Genomic DNA, 2,926 nt, shown 5'->3' with positions numbered 1-2,926 from the left:
CGCACCGGGTGCGGCGCCGCGGCCCGGGGACGCGGCGCGATGCATGGGTTCGTCAAGCTTACTGGGGCTGGGCCGGGGCCGGGACGGTGCCAGGGGCCGGGTTGGCCGGAGCCGTCTCGATCGCGCGGGCGGCGTGCTCGGGCAGGGTGTGCTCGGCCTCCGGGAGCTCCAGCTTCTGGAGTTCGCTGATCACGACCCGCACGCCCGACTGCAGCTCCTCGCGGGTGAGCTGGCCGTCGTTGTTGGCGTCGACGATCCGGAAGACGACGCCGGCCGGGTTCACGAGGGCCTGGTTGAACTCCTCGCGGCTGATCGTGCCGTTCTTGTCGGTGTCGGCGTTCTGGAACGCGGCCTGGAGTCCGGCGCGGCCGGCTTCAACCACCGCCGCGTTCAGCTCGCCCGGGGAGAGCTGGCCGTTGCCGTCGCGATCGGCGGCCACGAACAGGCCCTGCACGGCCGTGTTGACGGCCTGGCGAAGCTCCTTGGCGTCAAGGGCGCCGTCCTTGTTCGTGTCGATGTTCGCCATGATCTGCTGGCCGACCTGGTTCAGGTCCTGCTGGTTGCCCTGGGCCTGGGCCTCCTGCTGCGCCCGCTGGGCGATGAACCGCAGGAGGGGCTGCTGGTTGAACATGGCCTCGCGGGCCTGATCGGCCTCCTGCTTGGTCACCTTCCCGTCGCCGTCGGCGTCGGCCCGGAAGAAGACGCCGCCGACGATCAGGTTGCCGGCGTCGACGGCCTCTTGCTGCGAGATCTGGCCGTCATTGTTCGCGTCCGCGGCCTTGAACAGCATCTTGGCCGTGTCCTGCAGATCCCTGGGGCTCTGGATCGGCCCGGGGATGCGGGGGGGCTCCTCGGCGCGTGCCGTCCCCAGGGCGGCGGCGGAGGCGAAGAGGCCGGCGGCGACGGGGGCGAACATCCTTCGATTCATCATGATATCTCCTTGAGAGTACATCCGATTTCGATTGATCCGCCCCGGCCTTGGCGGGGCGGAGATCGCATCAGGTCCCGGGCCGACGATCGAGCCCGGCGACCGCTCACGATGGACGACAGGGCATTGCAATCGGGATACCAACGCCGGCGGGTTTCCGGGTCGAAGCCCGCGAAACGCCCGAAAACACGGGGGAAACGATCATTAATCCGTCGGCGACCGCCGAGCACGTTCGCGGCGTGGGGTAGGCGCCATGTCGATCGTTGCCCCGTCGACGGGGCGTCGGGCGGGGACTGCGAAGAGGATTGCACGGGGGCCGGGAAGCGTGCCGCCCTCCCCGTCCGCCTGGTCGCCGCGGTCGCGGAATGGCCTTTGCTTTGGTCGCGATCGCGGGGGAGGGCGTCCCTCCCACCATATGGATTGGCTCATCGACTGAGGACGCGGCCCGGGACGACGGGCCGCCGGAGGCGACATGGCGGAGAACGGCGGGCCTACTCCCACTTCCACGAGGCGAGGCGAGCTGGCGAGGCGGCTCCGGGCGCAATTCGGGTTCCGATCCTTCCGGCCCGGCCAGGAACGGGCCGTCCGAGCGGCGATGGACGGCCTGGACACCCTGGTCGTCATGCCGACAGGCTCGGGCAAGAGCCTCTGCTTCCAGCTCCCCGCCCTGGAGATGCCGGGCGCGACCATCGTCGTCAGCCCGCTCATCGCCCTGATGAAGGACCAGACCGAGGCCCTGCGCGAGCGCGGGTTCGAGTCCGTCACGATCAACAGCACGCTCTCGGACTCCGCCCGCGCCGAGGCCGAGGGACGCATCCGCGACGGATTTTCCGGCTTCATCTACACCACGCCGGAGCAGCTCGCCTCGCCGGAGTTCCGGTCGCTGCTCCGGGACGCGGAGGTCGACCTGTTCGTCGTCGACGAGGCCCACTGCGTCAGCCAGTGGGGACACGATTTCCGCCCCGAATACCTCGCCCTGGGCTCCGTCATCGAGGATCTCGGCCGGCCCACGGTGCTCGCGCTGACCGCCACCGCGACCGACGAGGTCGTCCAGGACGTGCTCCGCGCGCTCGGCATACCGGACGCCGAGGTCGTCCATACCGGCTTCTTCCGCCCGAACCTCCACCTGGCGGCCCGCGCGGCCTCGGACGACGACGAGAAGATCGAGCGCCTCGTCGAGTTCCTCCGCGACGAGGCCGGGGGCTCGGGAATCATCTACTCGGCGACCGTGAAGGGGGTCGGGGAGATCGCCGACCGGCTGGCCGAACATGGGCTGGAGGTCACGACCTACCACGGGCGCATGCGGCGGGCGGATCGCGACGCGAACCAGGATCGCTTCATGAGCGGCGAGACGCCCATCATGGTCGCGACCAACGCCTTCGGCATGGGGATCGACAAGGCCGACGTCCGCTTCGTCGTCCACTTCAACCCGCCCGGGAACATCGAGTCCTTCTACCAGGAATTCGGTCGCGCGGGCCGCGACGGCGAGCCCGCCCGCTGCCTGCTGCTCCACCAGGACGCCGACTGGAAGCTCCAGAACTTCTTCCAGGGGGGCCGCCACCCGTCGGGCGAGGACCTCGTCAACGCCCACCACGCCCTGAAGCGGTTCGGCGACGAGGCCCCCACGTTCGACACGCTGCTGGAGGGCTGCCCCCTGCCCCGCGCCAAGCTGAAGGCCGCGCTCAACCTTTTCCGGGGCCATCGGATCGTCAAGGAGGATCTCGCCGGCCGCCTGCTCCTGCTGCGGGACGACATGGATCGCGAGGATCTGGCCCGCCTGGCCCGGTCCTACGAGGAGAAGGACGAGCGCGACCGGATGAATCTTCAGCGCCTCGTCGACTACGCGTCGACGCGGTCGTGCCGCTGGGCCGCCATCCTCGACTACTTCGGCGACGACGCGCCCGCCGACGATTGCGGCCTCTGCGAGAACTGCGACGACCGCCGTGGGGTCGAGAGCCCGAAGGCGCGCGTCGCGTGAGTTCCCCGTCGCGGGGGGGG

At 70.1% G+C, this 2,926-nt stretch carries 2 protein-coding genes; one reads left to right on the top strand and one right to left on the bottom strand.

The window, feature by feature from the left end; translation table 11 throughout:
• Positions 1-58 precede the first annotated feature (58 nt).
• Positions 59-931, bottom strand: coding sequence for an EF-hand domain-containing protein (locus tag WG209_RS11765; protein ID WP_337175237.1), 873 nt, complete (start codon positions 929-931; stop codon positions 59-61).
• A 469-nt stretch (positions 932-1,400) separates the two neighbouring features.
• Here WG209_RS11765 and WG209_RS11760 point away from each other — a divergent pair, with 469 nt between their 5' ends.
• Complete coding sequence (locus WG209_RS11760; protein WP_337175236.1) at positions 1,401-2,906, top strand: ATP-dependent DNA helicase RecQ; 1,506 nt, start codon at positions 1,401-1,403, stop codon at positions 2,904-2,906.
• Positions 2,907-2,926: the final 20 nt, after the last annotated feature.

The organism is Paludisphaera sp. (genome assembly GCF_037189885.1).
Lineage (GTDB): Bacteria > Planctomycetota > Planctomycetia > Isosphaerales > Isosphaeraceae > Paludisphaera.
Note: the sequence above shows the minus strand (reverse complement) of the source record. Positions and strands in the feature narration are given on the sequence as shown.